This window comes from Stutzerimonas kunmingensis, from assembly GCF_021432085.1.
In the GTDB taxonomy this organism is placed as follows: Bacteria; Pseudomonadota; Gammaproteobacteria; order Pseudomonadales; family Pseudomonadaceae; genus Stutzerimonas.
Genome location: NZ_CP090366.1, coordinates 1,914,892 through 1,930,253, shown reverse-complemented (window position 1 = coordinate 1,930,253; position 15,362 = coordinate 1,914,892). Strand labels below are relative to the sequence as shown.

Genomic DNA, 15,362 nt, shown 5'->3' with positions numbered 1-15,362 from the left:
CTAGGCGCGCATCCTGAACAACCTCCTGGGAAATCCGCCATGCGCAACGATGAAATCAAGGCCATCTTCGACCAGCAGGCAACCAGCTACGACGAGCGCTGGGCGAGAACCGCGCCGATTCGCGAGGCTCTGCATTTCCTTCTGGAAGCCGTGTTTGCGGACCTCCCAGCCGATGCCCGGATTCTGTGCGTCGGTGCCGGCACCGGCGAGGAAATCGCATACCTGGCGAGGCGCTTCCCGCGCTGGAGCTTCACCGCCGTCGAGCCCTCCGGTGCAATGCTCGAGGTGTGCCGCAACAAGGCGATCGAGGGCGGCTACGCCGAACGCTGCCAGTTCCATGAGGGCTATCTGCAATCGCTGCCCGAGCAGGACGCCTTCGATGCCGCGACGTGCTTTCTCGTGTCGCAATTCATTCTGGAGCCAGGGGCCCGTGCGGAGTTTTTCCGTGCCATCGCTAGCCCGCATTTCTCACAGGAAGAGATGCACCGGGCCGTCGGATGCGCGAAAATTGTTGTGCAAAGAACGATTTAGCGCGACAACGGAGAGCGGCCCGATGCAGACACAGTGTAATCCGAAGCAGTACACGTTTTCAGGGGTGGGGCGGCGCGCGGTGGTAGCCGGATTTGATGGCGGTCGGGTGAGTTCGGATGGCGGCGCGTTGCTGCTCAAACAAACCGATGAAGCGGTGGGGTTGTTCGATCGCCTGGCCGGCTGTTTCCAGGACGATCGGATGCCCGAGGCGGTGGAGTTTCCGCTGCGCACGCTGGTGGCGCAGCGGGTGATGGGCATCGCGCTGGGCTACGAGGATCTCAACGATCACGAGCAACTGCGCCACGACCCGCTGCTGGGCGCGGTGATCGGCAAGCTGCAGTCCGGACGTGCGCGCTGTGCGCCCTTGGCCGGCAAGAGCACGCTCAACCGGCTGGAGCGCTTCCAGGCGCAGGGCAGTTCGCGCTATCACAAGATCCGGCCGCAGGCCGGCATGATCGAGGATCTGTTCGTCGATCTGTTTCTGGACGCCCACCGCAGGCCGCCAGAGGAGATCATCCTGGATCTGGATGCCACCGACGATCCGCTGCATGGGCAGCAGGAGGGCCGGTTCTTTCACGGCTACTACGGGGGTTACTGTTACCTGCCGCTGTACATCTTCTGCGGCCGTCACCTGCTGTGCGCCAAGTTGCGCCCGGCCAACGTCGATGGCGCCGCCGGGGCGCTGGAAGAGGTGCAACGCATCGTCAAGCAGATTCGCGCCCGCTGGCCAGACACGCGCATCGTGCTGCGCGCCGACTCGGGGTTCTGCCGGGATGACCTGATGACTTGGTGCGAAGCACAGTCGGTCGATTATGTCTTCGGACTGGCGCGCAACGCGCGCCTGACCCGGGCCATCGGCCCGAGCCTGCGGCAGGCCCAGGCGCAGTGCGAAGCGACGGGAGTCCCGGCACGGGTGTTCCAGGAACTGCACTACCGCACGAGGAAAAGCTGGAGCGCCGAGCGCCGGGTGGTGGCCAAGGCCGAGGCCTTGCCGGGCAAGACCAACCCACGCTTCGTGGTGACCACGCTTGCGGTCGGGGACTGGCCGGACAAGGCGCTGTATGAGGATCTCTACTGCGCGCGCGGCGAGATGGAGAACCGCATCAAGGAGTGTCAGCTCGACCTGTTCGCCGACCGCACCTCCACCGCGACGCTGCGCAGCAACCAGCTGCGGCTGTGGCTGTCCTCGTTCGCCTACGTGCTGCTCGAAAGCCTGCGCAGGCTGGCGCTGTCGGGGACCGAACTGGCCCAGGCCACGGCCGGTAGCATCCGCCTGAAGCTGCTCAAGATCGGCGCGGTCATCACCGTGAGCGTGCGCCGGGTCAAAGTGGCCATGAGTTCGGCCTTCCCGCAGCAGGAGGTGTTCGATCACGCCTTCGATGTCTTGAGCGCCGCGGCGCGCTGACAGCCGCACACCCACCGTCCCCCTCCACATCACACCCCGTCCACCCTGCCGCAAGCGCCTTGTTCAAGCGCGCTCGCAGGCGCTTGCCCGAAATCAGCGCTGTCGGCAGCCTGCGCCACCTGCGACGACCTGCGTCCGTCAAAACGGCCCAATGCGCAGGGCTGTGAGAAATGCGGGCTAGCCGGCTTCGCCCGGGCGCACGCCTGGCCAGCTCCGACCTGGCATCGGATACCGCCTCAGCCGAATACACGGCCCTGCTCGAAACCTGGATGAACATGATGACCGCGGCTGGCATCCCGGCCGCCGGTGTGGAGCAGACGCGCGCAGCCTACTCCCGCGATGTGGCGGTGCTGCCTCGCGAGCGGGTCGCAGCCATCATCGAATCCGGCGGCTTTACCGACCCCGTCCTGTTCTACCAGGCCGGGCTGATTCACGCCTGGTACTCGACGCGGTCAACGGTCGATGCGCAATAACGCCGCGGCATGGCGGCTGTATCCGACCGGCCGAGCATGAAGCGATCCGTGTTGTGTTCGTTTCTTCTCGCCACGTTGGCCGGTGCGGCGATCTGGAGCCTGTCGCCGCTGCTGACGGGCCATGTCGAGCCCTGGGATGCCGGCGGCCTGTATCACCCCGTAACGCTGGCCCTGGGCGGCGGATTGTGTGGCTCCGTTTCGCCGAAACCATTGTGGCCGCTCTACGCAGGCTGTGTGGCCGGGCAGGTTCTGTATCTGCTCGGCTGGTTGCCGACAGGGCCATTGCTCCCCGTCGGGCTGGTGTTCGTGCTGCTGTGCTCCCTGGTCTTTCTCGCCGGAGCCTATGTCGGCTCCCGAGCCCGAACCAGATGGCAGGCTCGAAAGCAGCAGCCACCCCGTGGCGGCGCCTGATGGCGCCGCCGCGAGCTCTAGGCTGAGAGCTTCTGGCTGAAATTATCGGCGGGCTTGCCGATATCGAGCCGGTCCACGTTCATCACCTTGTCCCAGGCTTTGACGAAGTCCTGCACGAACTTCTCGTTGCCGTCGGCCATGCCATATACCTCGGCCTGGGCACGCAGTTCCGATTGCGCGCCGAAGATGAGGTCCACGCGAGTGGCGGTCCAGGTGGGCTGGCGGGTCTTGCGGTCGAGGCCCTGAAAGCGGTTCTTGTGCTCAGTCGCGACCCACTCGTTCTGCATGCTCAGCAGGTTGACGAAGAAGTCGTTCGAAAGCGTGCCCACACGCTTGGTGAAGACGCCCTCTTGACCGCCGTCTGAATTGGTGCCGAGCACACGCATGCCGCCGACCAGCACGGTCATTTCCGGCGCGCTCAGCCATAGCAGGTGGGCCTTATCGACCAGCGCTTCCTCGGGCGCCATGAAGTGGGACTCGTGGTAGTAGTTGCGGAAGCCATCGGCGACCGGCCGCAGCGCTTCGAACGAGGGCCCATCGGTCCACTCTTCGAGCGCATCCATCCGCCCTGGCGTGAAGGGCACGGTGACGGCCACGCCGCCGTCCTGTGCCGCTTTCTCGATGGCGGCACAGCCGGCGAGCACGATCAGGTCCGCCATGGAGACCTTTTTGCCCCCGCTGGCCGAGGCGTTGAACGCGTTCTGGATCTCGCCGATTTTCTGCAGCACGCGATCCAGCAGGGCCGGGTTGTTGATCTCCCAATCCTTCTGCGGCGCGAAGCGGATACGAGCACCGTTGGCGCCTCCGCGCTTGTCCGATCCGCGATAGGTGGCGGCCGAAGCCCAGGCTACCGACACCAGCTCGGACACGGAAAAGCCCATACCGAGCAGCTGCTGCTTCAGCGCGGCGATGTCCGCCTCGTCGATCACCGGGTGATCGCGCTCTGGAATCGGGTCCTGCCAGATCAGCTTTTCCTGCGGCACCAGTGGCCCGAGGTAGCGGCCGATGGGACCCATGTCGCGGTGCGTCAGCTTGAACCACGCCTTGGCAAAGGCATCGGCGAACTCGTCCGGGTTCTCCAGGAAGTGACGGGAGATCTTTTCGTAGATCGGATCGAAACGCAGCGCCAGGTCCGAGGTAAGCATGGTTGGCTTGCGCTTCTTGTTCGGGTCGAAGGGATCGGGAATGATTTCCCCCGCGTCCTTTGCGACCCACTGATGCGCACCGGCCGGGCTCTTGGTCAGCTCCCATTCGAAGTTGAACAGGTTCTCGAAGAAGTAGTTGGACCACTGCGTCGGGGTCTGACTCCAGATGACTTCCAGGCCCGAGGTAATGGCGTCTGCACCCGCACCGGTCTGGAATCTGCTGCGCCAACCCAAGCCCTGGTCTTCGATAACGGCGCCTTCCGGATCCGGCCCTAACAGCGAGGGGTCGCCAGCGCCGTGGGTTTTGCCAAAGGTGTGGCCGCCAGCGATCAGCGCCACGGTTTCATAGTCGTTCATCGCCATGCGGGCGAAGGTTTCGCGGATATCGATGGCCGAGGCTTTGGGGTCGGGATTGCCGTTGGGGCCTTCCGGGTTCACGTAGATCAACCCCATCTGCACGGCGCCCAGCCCCGGATGCAGCTGCCGCTCGCCGCTGTAACGCTCATCACCCAGCCAGGTGCCTTCGGGGCCCCAGAAGAGTTCTTCCGGCTCCCAGGTGTCAGCACGGCCGCCGGCGAAACCAAAGGTCTTGAAACCCATGGATTCCAGCGCCACGTTGCCCGTGAGCACGTAGAGGTCGGCCCACGACAGTTTGCGCCCGTATTTCTGCTTGATCGGCCAGAGCAGGCGCCGCGCCTTGTCCAGCGAGGCGTTGTCCGGCCAGCTGTTGAGCGGTGCGAAACGCTGCTGACCACCACCGGCGCCACCGCGGCCATCGGTGATCCGATAGGTCCCGGCGCTGTGCCAGGCCAGACGAATGAACAGCCCGCCGTAATGGCCGAAATCCGCCGGCCACCAGTCCTGGGAATCGGTCATCACCTGGTGAAGATCGGCAATCACAGCGTCGAGATCGAGGGAGTTGAATTCCGCGGCGTAGTCGAAATCGCCACCGTATGGATTGGAACGCGGTGAGTGCTGGTTGAGCGATGTGAGGCTCAGCGCTTCAGGCCACCAGTCCCGGTTACTCGGGCGTTTGCGGGGCGCACCAGCGCCATGACCGAATGGGCAACCACCACCCGTCTTTTCGCCAGTCTCTTCGTTCATGTTCTGCTCCTCACGGTTGTCGATGACGCGATCAGGCGCCGCTTGAAACAACCTAGCACCGAGCTCATGAACGAACAAAAGGCCAGAACGGCGTTTTCAAGGCTGCAGGAACGAGGCTGAAAGCGGCGCCAGCGCAGCAACCAAGCGGCTTCCAGCTACCCGGACTGCGGCTGAAATGGCGCGTATGGAATTTCCCTATCGGCACGATAGGCGCAGCCTCAAACAGCGCATCCTATCGCCCCATTTACGCCTCACACTCCAGTGTCCGCGTTAGGTCTGCGCAGAGAATCCGGGCGTCGGTAGCCCTGCAATCGCTGGCGGTTCGCCGGCAGAGAGTTTTGCCCGCCCTCGCCGCTTGCGGCACACTTGCCGCCTTCGAGGGCATTGCCCCTTCCATAGCCGAATCTGCCGTATGACTCGCTCCCCCCTTCGCCGTCTGATCTTCTCCGTATTGCGCCGCGTGCTGTACTTCTGGGTGCGCTCGGAGACCATCAACCAGTCTGCCTTCACCCTCAAGCTGGACCGCAGCAAGCCGGTGTTCTACGTGCTGCAGCAACCCTCGCTGAGTGATCTCGCGGTGCTGGACGTCGAGTGCAGCAAGGCCGGGCTACCACGCCCGGTGGCCGATGTGGCGGTGGGCGACCACGTCGAGCCGGCCGCGTTCTTCTTTCTCAATCCGGCAACGAGCTGGTTTGGCCGACGCACGCGTCTGGTGGCGCCGCCAACGCTGGTCCGGCTGGTCGGCGCACTGGAGCACAACGCGGTGGAAAACGCGCAGATCATCCCGGTCAGCGTGTTCTGGGGGCAGTCGCCGAATCGCGAGACCAGCGCCTGGAAGCTGCTGTTCGCCGACAGCTGGGCGGTCACCGGGCGCCTGCGCAAACTGCTCAGCATCCTGGTGCTGGGACGCAAGACCCGCGTGCAGTTCTCCGCACCAATTCAGCTCAACGAGCTGATCGCCCTGAACAAAGGCCAAGAACGCACGCTGCGCATGGTCCACCGCATGCTGAGGGTGCATTTCCGCAACCAGAAGACCGCCGTGATCGGCCCTGACCTATCGCACCGGCGCAATCTGGTCAAGGGCCTGGTGCACGCACCGCAGGTCCGGCAGGCGATTCGCGACGAGGCCGAGCGCGAGAACATTTCCATCGAGCGGGCCGAAGCCAGGGCGCTGCGCTACGGCAACGAGGTGGCCTCGGACTATGCCTACACCGCCGTGCGCTTCCTCGAAGTGGTGCTGTCCTGGTTCTGGAACAAGATCTACGACGGCATTCGCGTCAACCATATCGAGCCACTGCAGGAAGCCGTGCGCGGCTACGAGGTGATCTACGTTCCCTGCCATCGCAGCCATATCGACTACCTGCTGCTGTCCTATCTGCTGTTCCGCAACGGCCTGACGCCGCCGCACATCGCCGCCGGCATCAACCTCAACATGCCGGTGATCGGCAGCCTGCTGCGCCGCGGTGGCGCCTTCTTCATGCGCCGCTCGTTCAAGGGCAACCCGCTGTACACCTCGGTGTTCAACGAATACCTGCACAACCTGTTCACCCGCGGCTTCCCCGTCGAGTATTTCGTCGAGGGCGGCCGTTCGCGCACCGGCCGCATGCTGCAACCCAAGACCGGCATGCTGGCCCTGACCCTGCGCAGCTACGTGCGCTCGTCACGCCTGCCGATCCTGTTCGTGCCGGTCTACATCGGCTACGAGCGCGTGCTGGAAGGCCGCACCTACCTGGGTGAACTGCGCGGCGCGGCGAAGAAGAAGGAATCGATCTTCGATATCTTCAAGGTCATCGGTGCGCTCAAGCAGCGCTTCGGCCAGGTCTGGGTCAACTTCGGCGAACCGCTCAAGCTCAACGAATTCCTCGACCAGGAGCAGCCTGGCTGGCGCCAACAGACCTACGCGCCGGATTACCGTCCCGAATGGCTGAACGACGCCACCAATCGCCTGGCCGAGCGCATCGCCCAGCGCCTGAACGAGGCGGCGGCGGTCAACCCGGTCAACCTGGTGGCGCTGGCGATGCTCTCCACCAGCCGCCAGGCCCTGGACCAGCAGTCCCTGGCGCGGATTCTCGATCTCTATCAGGCGCTGTTGCGTGCGGTGCCCTACTCGCCGCACACCACGCTGCCGGAAGGCGACGGCAACGCGCTGATCGCGTACGTGAAGAGCCTCGACCTGCTCGCCGAACAGAAGGACGCGCTGGGCAACATCCTCTATCTGGACGAGCAGAACGCCGTCCTGATGACCTACTACCGCAACAACGTGATGCACATCTTCGCGTTGCCGGCACTGCTGGCGAGCTTCTTCCAGAGCAGCTCGCGCATCAGCCGCGAGCAGATCCAGCGCTTCACCGAGGCGCTGTACCCGTACCTGCGTGCCGAGCTGTTCATGCGCTGGGAAGTCGAGGAGCTGGAAGCCGTGGTCGACCAGTGGCTGGCGGCCTTCGTCGAGCGCGGCCTGCTCAAGGTGGACGGCAACCACTACGTGCGCCCGGCCCCGAGCTCGCGGCAGTTCGTCCTGCTCACCCTTCTCGCTCGCGTCGTGGTGCAGACCCTGCAGCGCTTCTACATGGCCACCTCGCTGCTGCTCAACAGTGGCCAGCACAGCCTGAGCGCCGAGGAGCTGGAAAACCTCTGCACGGTCATGGCCCAGCGCCTGTCGATCCTGCATGGGCTCAACGCGCCGGAGTTCTTCGACAAGGCGCTGTTCCGCCATTTCATCCAGAGCATGCAGGAACAGGGCGTGGTCAGCCCGGATGAAAACGGCCGGCTCGGCTATCACGAAAAGCTCGCGGAACTGGCCGAGGGCGCGGCCAAGCGCGTGCTACCAGCTGAGATTCGCCTGTCGATCCGTCAGGTGGCGCTGGAGCGTCATCACGACGATTCCGATTCGACGCCTCCCGAGGCCGCCTGACGCGGTCAGTCCCGCTGCCAGGCCATCGCCAGTTCGGGATGGCCGGTGTGCGGGTCCAGCTGTTCGCTGATCACGGCAAAGCCATGTCGGCGATAGAAGGCGACGCTGGCGGCATTGGCGCTGTAGACCGTCAGCTCGAGCCGCTCACGCACGGTCTTGGCCTGCTCGATCAGCGCCGAGCCGATACCGCCGCCCTGGGCGCTCGGCGCCACGAAGATCGCCGCCAGCACGTCCCCGACCAGCGCGACGAACCCAGCACCTCGCCTTCACGCTCATCGACCCAGATCTGCGCCGCCGGCAGATAGATATCGCGCATGTCATCCAGCTTCGACGCCCAGAACGCCGGCGCAATGAAGTCATGGGCGCGGATCGATGCAGCCAGCCAGATCGCCAGCACCGGCTCCAGGTCATCGGGGCGAAAGGGACGGATCATGCGAGTCGGCTCCATAACGACGGGGCCGCAACCTTAGCGCATCAGTAACAACCTGTCCCCCGCCTGCCTGACCCATACTGCTGGTAAACGCCTGCGCCTTGCCCGGCATTGCTTTAGCATCGGCGCCAGACCATACGGCAGTTAGTAGCCCGCTGCTTCCGCACCATTCAATGAACATGAGGTTAACGCCATGTTGCGCATCACTACTCTCGTTGCAGGCCTGGCACTTTCCGCCAGCGCTTTCGCCCTTTCACTTTCCGACCTGACCCAGAGCGACGCCAGCGCCGGCCTCAAGGATGCCTTGAGCCAGGGCGCCAAGGTCGCCGTGCAGCAGCTCGGTCGCCCTGGCGGTTTCAGCAGCGATCCGGACGTGCGTATCGAGCTGCCGGGCAACATCGGCAAGGCCTCGCGGATGCTGAAGATGCTCGGCATGGGTGCGCAGGTCGAGCAGCTGGAGAACAGCATGAACCTGGCCGCCGAGAAGGCGGTGCCGGAAGCCCAGCAACTACTGCTCGATGCCGTGCGCAAGATGACCGTGCAGGACGCCAAGGCCATTCTCGCCGGTGGCGATGACTCGGCCACCCAGTACCTCAACCAGTCCAGCCGCGAGCAGATTCGCGCGAAATTCCTGCCCATCGTCAAACAGGCCACCGACCAGGTCGGCCTGGCGCAGCAATACAACGCCGTCGCCGCCAAGGTGCCGGCTGGCATGAACGGCAGTTACGCGAATATCGAAAGCTATGTCACCGAACAGGCGCTCGATGGCCTGTTCACCGTGATCGCCGAGCAGGAAGCGAGCATTCGCAAGAACCCCGCCGCCGCGGCCACCAGCCTGGCGAAAAAGGTGTTCGGACTGCTTTGAGAGATTGGGTCGAGCTGCGCTGGCTTCAGCCAGCCGCTGCTCGGTCCGCCCTGCGCCGCGGCCAGACCAGACTGAAACGCGCGCCGCCCAGGTCGCTGTGCCCCAGCTGCGAGCGACCGCCGTGCCAGTAGATGATCCGCCGCACGATGGACAAGCCCAGCCCGTGCCCGCCCGAGGCGCGGGTACGGCTGTCGTCCAGGCGCAGGAACGGGGTGAAGACCTTTTCCCAATCCGCTTCCGGCACGCCGGGGCCATCGTCGTCCACCTCCAGCCGCACCGTTTGCCCATCGATGGCGAAGCTGACCTGCACCCGACTCTCGGCATGGCGCATGGCATTGGTGATCAGGTTGCTCAGGGCGCGGCGCAGGTATTGCGGCTCCGCCTCGGCCCAGCAGCTGCCATCGGCTGCCGTTGTGCATTCTCCGCGGCTGACGCTGACATCGGCGCGGAGCGGCGCCAGCTCACCGATCACCTGATCGACCAGCCCACCCAGGTCGACCTGCAGGAAATGCAGGGTCGGCGAGCCGCGCTCCAACCGCGAATACACCAGCATTTCGTCGACCAGCGCATCGAGGTCGTCGATGTCGCCGTCCATGCCTTCCAGGTACTTGCGCCGGGCCTCGTCGGTCTGCGCCTCGGCGCTCATTTCCAGGCCGAAACGCAGGCGCGCGACCGGCGTGCGCAGTTCATGGGCCACCGCGCTGACCATCTCCCGCTGCACCGCCAGCAAACGCTGCAGATGCCTGGCCATACCGTTGAACGCCGCCGCCAGGCGCCCGACCGAATCGGTACCGACATCCGGCACGCGGGTTTCCAGATTGCCCGCGGCGATACGGGTCGCCGCACCTTCCAGCACGCTCAGGCGCTGCTCCAGCTGGCGCACCAGCAGATACACGGTGAGACCGATCAGCGACAGACCAAGCAGGCCGATCAAGATCAGCAACTGCGGCGGATAGGGATTCATCTGGTACAGCGGACCGAGCTGCATGATCCAGCCGGTGCCGGCGATAGCCGCGAACACCCGCACGGCATCACCGCCGCGAGCGAGCGCCATCACCGTGTCGCCCTCGTCCAGCCGCCGACGCTGGTCGTCATCGAGGTTGGCGCTGTCACGCGTCAGCAATTCCAGATCGAAGCCGAAACCACGCGCCTGCTTCAGCTCTGCGAGACGTCGCGGCTGCTCGGCTTCGGGATAGCGGATCAGCTCGTCGATCAGCAGATAAATGGTGGCGCGCGCCAGCTGTTCGCTGAGCTGCTCGACTTCACCGGTAAGCACCAGCCGATCCCGTGCACTGACCAGGCTGAACACCGTGGTGCTCTGCGGTCGGATCTGCTCGACCAGCACCTGCCCACGCAGCAGGCGCGCCTCCAGGCGATTTTCCAGGCGAACGTCATCCAGCGTGCGCACCCGCAGCGGAATGCCCAGCAGCCGCCCCCAGAGGTTCGCAGCCTGGCGCCGTTCGATCGGCGTCATGCTGCTCATGTTGTGCGCCATCAGGCGGAAGGTGCCGCTGGCCAGGCGCTCGCGGTGATCATCCGCGCGGTGCTGGTTGAGCAGGTGCAGGCCGCCGGTGCCGAGCAGCGCCACCAGCACCAGCACCCCCAGCATGCCGCCATAGATGCGCAGGAAGATCGAGTTCATGGGCGGCGGCGCTACACCATCGCCACGGCAGCTTCGGAAACGAACAGATAGCCCTTGCCGCGCACCGTCTTGATCAGCCGTGGGTGATCGGGGTCGTCACCGATCTTGGGGCGAATACGCGAGATACGCACATCGATGGAGCGGTCTTGGCCGTCGTATTCGATGCCGCGCAGCTCGGCGAAGATTTCTTCACGGGAAAGAATGCGTCCGGGATTGGAGGTCAGCAGCCAGAGCAGGTCGAACTCGGCGCCGGTCAGTTCGATCTGCTGTTCACGCAGCCAGGCTTCGCGCAACGCGCTGTCGATCACCAACGGGCCGAACTGCAGGCGCTTGGCATTGGTCGGTGCTTCTGGCGGCTGACGACGCAGCAAGGCGCGGATGCGCGCCAGCAAAAGACGCGGACGCACCGGCTTGCAGACATAGTCGTCGGCGCCGGTTTCCAGTCCCAACACCTGATCCAGATCGTCGGCCCGCGCGGTGAGCATCAGAATCGGGCCATCGTAGCGGTCACGCACCCGCCGGCAGATCGACAGGCCATCCTCGCCGGGCAGCATCAGATCGAGCACCACCAGATCCGGGCGCTCCTCGATGATGCGCTCGGCGGCGCAGGCGCCATCCGATTCGATCGACACCTCGAAGCCGCCACTGCTCTGCAGGTATTCCTGCGTCAGCTCGGCCAACCGTCGATCGTCCTCGACGATGAGAATCCGCCACGTCTCTTGCTCCATCCCCGCCCCCTGTCAGACCGTCAGGCCACAAACGAACAGCGCGCATTGTACCCAACGCCCGGCCCGGCACGATGCACAAAAAGCGGGCAGCGGCAAACACAACATGTTGTGTCATTGACCATCATCAAAATATGCCCGGCGGCGCGTATTTCGTCGGCATTCGGGCGAGCGCCGCAGCCACGCGGCCTGCGGCCGGACGCCGCGCTTTCACCCACAATCCGCACACACGTTATCCACAGGTTATCCCAGACGGCTGCCTTGCATTGGCCCGGAGCCAGCATTATCTTGTCGCTCCTGCGCGCCCTGCCCCCTAGATATTGGGCCTGCGCACCGCAACTGACACAATCGAGACATTTTCGAGAGCTGGACTATCGCCCTGCCTCCCATTGCTCTGCAACACCGTCGGCAGCCTCAGGTCAAGCATTAATGCAAGCCTTCGACAGTCGTCTCCCTGACTTCAAGCGCGGAACTAGCAGCTGTGCTCGGAGCCAAGACAAAACACAACATATTGTGTTGACAGTTTTCCCAGCCTGACTATCCTTCCGGCAACGACTTAGCTCGTCAGCGGCCTAGTCAGGACTATTCCTTGCGATACCACCATGCACCGCGATACGCGGCATGGCTGATGCAGTAACGACGCCCGGGCTCAACGAAGCCCGTGCAGACAGAACCAGAACCGCGACTAAAAGAGAGAATCCGGAGCCCCCATGCAAAACCAATCCACTCGCGAGAACCCGCTATCAGCCGATGCACCGGATCTGGCGGCTACCGCCCCGGGCCAGCTGCGCGTGATCAAGCGCAACGGTACCGTCGTCCCCTACACCGACGACAAGATCACCGTCGCCATCACCAAGGCCTTTCTCGCAGTGGAAGGCGGTAACGCTGCCGCTTCCTCGCGCATCCACGACACCGTCGCGCGCCTGACCGAGCAGGTCACCGCCACCTTCCGCCGTCGCATGCCCTCCGGTGGCACCATCCATATCGAGGAAATCCAGGACCAGGTCGAACTGGCCCTGATGCGTGCCGGCGAGCAGAAGGTCGCGCGTGACTACGTGATCTACCGCGAAGCCCAGGCCGTCAAGCGCAAGAGTGCCAGCGGCAGCAGCGACATCGCCCAGCCGCACCCGAGCATCCGCGTCACCCGCGCCGACGGCAGCCAGCAGCCGCTGGACATGGGCCGCCTGCAGACCATCATCACCGAAGCCTGCGAAGGCCTGGCCGAAGTCGATGGCGCGCTGATCGAGCGCGAGACCCTGAAGAACCTGTACGACGGCGTGGCCGAGAAGGACGTCAACACCGCCCTGGTGATGACTGCCCGTACCCTGGTCGAGCGCGAGCCGAACTACAGCCAGGTCACCGCGCGTCTGCTGATGGACACCCTGCGTGCCGAAGCCCTGGGCTTCCTCGACGTTGCCGAAGCCGCCACCCATCACGAGATGGCCGACCTGTACGCCAAGGCCCTGCCGGCCTACATCGAGAAAGGCGTCGAGTTCGAACTGCTCGATTCCAAGCTCAAGAGCTACGACCTGGCCAAGCTGGGCGCCGCGCTCAACCACGAGCGCGACCAGCAGTTCACCTACCTCGGCCTGCAGACCCTGTACGACCGCTACTTCATCCACAAGGACAACGTCCGCTTCGAGCTGCCGCAGATCTTCTTCATGCGCGTCGCCATGGGCCTGGCCATTGAGGAAGAGCAGAAAGAAGCCCGCGCCATTGAGTTCTACAACCTGTTGTCGTCCTTCGACTACATGGCCTCGACGCCGACCCTGTTCAACGCCGGCACCCTGCGTCCGCAGCTGTCCTCGTGCTACCTGACCACCGTGCCGGACGACCTGGGCGGCATCTACGATGCCATCCGCGATAACGCCCTGCTCTCCAAGTTCGCCGGCGGCCTGGGCAACGACTGGACCCCGGTGCGCGCACTGGGCGCCTACATCAAGGGCACCAACGGCAAATCCCAGGGCGTCGTGCCCTTCCTGAAAGTGGTCAACGACACCGCCGTCGCGGTCAACCAGGGCGGCAAGCGCAAGGGCGCGGTCTGCGCGTACCTGGAAACCTGGCACCTGGACATCGAGGAATTCCTCGAGCTGCGCAAGAACACCGGTGACGACCGTCGCCGTACGCACGACATGAACACCGCCAACTGGATTCCGGACCTGTTCATGAAGCGCGTCTTCGACGACGGCCCCTGGACCCTGTTCTCCCCGTCCGACGTCCCCGACCTGCACGACCTCACCGGCCGCGCCTTCGAGGAGCGTTACGAGTACTACGAGGAGCTGACCAAGTACGGCAAGATCAAGCTGTTCAAGACCCTGCCGGCCAAGGACCTGTGGCGCAAGATGCTCTCGATGCTGTTCGAGACCGGCCACCCGTGGCTGACCTTCAAGGACCCGTGCAACCTGCGCAGCCCGCAGCAGCACGTCGGCGTGGTGCACAGCTCCAACCTCTGCACCGAGATCACCCTGAATACCAACAAGGACGAGATCGCCGTCTGCAACCTGGGCTCGATCAACCTGGTCAACCACATCAAGGACGGCAAGCTCGACGCCGCTAAGCTGGAGCGCACCGTGCGCACCGCTGTGCGCATGCTCGATAACGTCATCGACATCAACTACTACAGCGTGCCGCAGGCGCAGAACGCCAACTTCAAGCACCGCCCGGTGGGCCTGGGCATCATGGGCTTCCAGGACGCGCTGTACCTGCAGCACATCGCCTACGGTTCCGACGCCGCCATCGACTTTGCCGACAAGTCCATGGAAGCCATCAGCTACTTCGCCATCCAGGCTTCCTGTGACCTGGCCGACGAGCGTGGCGCCTACTCCAGCTTCCAGGGCTCGCTGTGGTCCCAGGGCATCCTGCCGCTGGACTCCCAGCAGATCCTCATCGAGGCCCGTGGCCAGAAGTACATCGACGTCGACCTGACCGAATCCCTGGACTGGGCGCCGATCCGCGAGCGCGTCAAGAAAGGCATCCGCAACTCCAACATCATGGCCATCGCGCCGACCGCGACCATCTCCAACATCGTTGGCGTGTCGCAGTCCATCGAGCCGACGTACCAGAACCTGTACGTCAAATCGAACCTGTCCGGCGAGTTCACCGTGATCAACCCGTACCTGGTCCACGACCTCAAGGCCCGCGGCCTGTGGGACCCGGTCATGGTCAACGACCTCAAGTACTACGACGGCTCCGTACAGCAGATCGAGCGCATCCCGCAGGATCTGAAAGACATGTACGCCACCGCCTTCGAAGTCGAGACCAAGTGGATCGTCGACGCCGCTAGCCGCCGCCAGAAGTGGATCGACCAGGCGCAGTCGCTGAACCTGTACATCGCCGGCGCCTCGGGCAAGAAGCTCGACGTGACCTACCGCATGGCCTGGTACCGTGGCCTGAAAACCACCTACTACCTCCGTGCCCTGGCCGCGACCAGCACCGAGAAGTCCACCATCAACACCGGCAAGCTGAACGCCGTGTCCAGTGGTGGCAGCGAGGCGGCGAACTCCGCCAGCGCCGCTCCGGCTGCCGAGCCGCAGCCGGCTCCGGTGCCGCTGGCGTGTTCCATCGATAACCCCGATTGCGAAGCCTGCCAGTAACAGAAGTCGCGCGTAGCTGAGCGGCGTCTGCGGCGTTGGCCGCCAAACCGGACCCCATCACGTACAGCTGTACGCTCAGGGGTTCCGGCTCGGCAGCCGCCTAGCAGCCACTCGCACAGCCCCACGC

The 15,362-nt window shown here is 64.4% G+C and carries 9 protein-coding genes and 2 pseudogenes; 7 read left to right on the top strand and 4 right to left on the bottom strand.

Annotated elements, in window-relative coordinates; translation table 11 throughout:
- Positions 1–39: 39 nt before the first annotated feature.
- From LW136_RS09200 to LW136_RS09185, 4 genes and pseudogenes are all read left to right on the top strand, one after another.
- Positions 40–459 (top strand): annotated as a pseudogene (locus LW136_RS09200) (class I SAM-dependent methyltransferase); the annotation flags it as partial.
- A 94-nt stretch (positions 460–553) separates the two neighbouring features.
- Positions 554–1,936: an IS1380 family transposase gene (locus LW136_RS09195; RefSeq protein ID WP_034018616.1), complete on the top strand. Its 1,383-nt coding sequence runs from the start codon at positions 554–556 to the stop codon at positions 1,934–1,936.
- A gap of 170 nt (positions 1,937–2,106) precedes the next feature.
- Positions 2,107–2,409, top strand: coding sequence for a hypothetical protein (locus LW136_RS09190; protein WP_234175026.1), 303 nt, complete (start codon positions 2,107–2,109; stop codon positions 2,407–2,409).
- 36 nt (positions 2,410–2,445) lie between these two features.
- Positions 2,446–2,820 (top strand): hypothetical protein, encoded by a 375-nt coding sequence (locus LW136_RS09185; protein WP_228207231.1) that lies wholly within the window; start codon positions 2,446–2,448, stop codon positions 2,818–2,820.
- A 17-nt stretch (positions 2,821–2,837) separates the two neighbouring features.
- Here the strand turns inward: LW136_RS09185 and katG are convergent, their stop codons facing one another.
- Positions 2,838–5,069 carry a catalase/peroxidase HPI gene (gene katG, locus LW136_RS09180; RefSeq protein WP_234175025.1) on the bottom strand — a complete coding sequence of 744 codons (2,232 nt, stop codon included), beginning with the start codon at positions 5,067–5,069 and terminating at the stop codon, positions 2,838–2,840.
- A 412-nt stretch (positions 5,070–5,481) separates the two neighbouring features.
- Between katG and plsB the strand changes: the two genes are divergently transcribed.
- Positions 5,482–7,980, top strand: coding sequence for a glycerol-3-phosphate 1-O-acyltransferase PlsB (gene plsB, locus LW136_RS09175; protein ID WP_045666458.1), 2,499 nt, complete (start codon positions 5,482–5,484; stop codon positions 7,978–7,980).
- Between the two features lie 5 nt (positions 7,981–7,985).
- Here plsB and LW136_RS09170 read toward each other — a convergent pair.
- Positions 7,986–8,413, bottom strand: a pseudogene (locus LW136_RS09170) (N-acetyltransferase).
- 190 nt (positions 8,414–8,603) lie between these two features.
- Here LW136_RS09170 and LW136_RS09165 point away from each other — a divergent pair.
- Positions 8,604–9,275 carry a DUF4197 domain-containing protein gene (locus LW136_RS09165; RefSeq protein WP_014819999.1) on the top strand — a complete coding sequence of 224 codons (672 nt, stop codon included), beginning with the start codon at positions 8,604–8,606 and terminating at the stop codon, positions 9,273–9,275.
- A gap of 25 nt (positions 9,276–9,300) precedes the next feature.
- Here the strand turns inward: LW136_RS09165 and LW136_RS09160 are convergent, their stop codons facing one another.
- On the bottom strand, positions 9,301–10,917 hold the full coding sequence (locus LW136_RS09160; RefSeq protein WP_234175024.1) for an ATP-binding protein: 1,617 nt from the start codon (positions 10,915–10,917) through the stop codon (positions 9,301–9,303).
- Positions 10,918–10,928: 11 nt separating this feature from the next.
- Positions 10,929–11,645, bottom strand: coding sequence for a winged helix-turn-helix domain-containing protein (locus LW136_RS09155; protein ID WP_046621223.1), 717 nt, complete (start codon positions 11,643–11,645; stop codon positions 10,929–10,931).
- Between the two features lie 707 nt (positions 11,646–12,352).
- Here LW136_RS09155 and LW136_RS09150 point away from each other — a divergent pair.
- Positions 12,353–15,235, top strand: coding sequence for a ribonucleoside-diphosphate reductase subunit alpha (locus tag LW136_RS09150; RefSeq protein WP_234175023.1), 2,883 nt, complete (start codon positions 12,353–12,355; stop codon positions 15,233–15,235).
- Positions 15,236–15,362: the final 127 nt, after the last annotated feature.